The 382-nt window shown below is 68.8% G+C and carries 1 protein-coding gene; it reads left to right on the forward strand.

Annotated elements, in window-relative coordinates; translation table 11 throughout:
* On the forward strand, nucleotides 1–382 hold a 382-nt coding region (locus tag CVH10_RS25790; RefSeq protein WP_219924786.1), incomplete at both ends, for a hypothetical protein.

A 382-nucleotide genomic window follows, 5' to 3' on the forward strand; every position in this document is an offset into this window, starting at 1 on the left:
CGGAGCTGGCAGGTCGTCAACAACCGCTTCCAGAACGCGATCAGCGCGGTCGCGAGCGGCGGCCAGATCGTCTGCGCGATCAACGCCGACGCGACCGTCGCGAACGACGATGCCGCCTGTGCGCCGATCAATCCGTTCGGCGACGGCAATGTCAGCGCCGCCGCGCGCAACTACGTCAGCACCCGCGCCGGCATCGACTGGAAGAACGAACAGGTGGACCTGCTCGCGACACTGGGTGGCACGGTCGCCAGGCTGCCGATGGGCAATGCCGACTTCAGCATCGCTTACGAGCATCGCGACGAACGCGCGCGCTTCGATCCGCTCGCCGCCAACCGCGCCGGCAGCTTCGGCACCGGGGTGCGCCAGATCGCGCAATCGGGCG

Origin of the sequence: Halomonas sp. ND22Bw (assembly GCF_003011945.1) — a bacterium.
In the GTDB taxonomy this organism is placed as follows: Bacteria; Pseudomonadota; Gammaproteobacteria; order Pseudomonadales; family Halomonadaceae; genus Halomonas; species Halomonas halophila.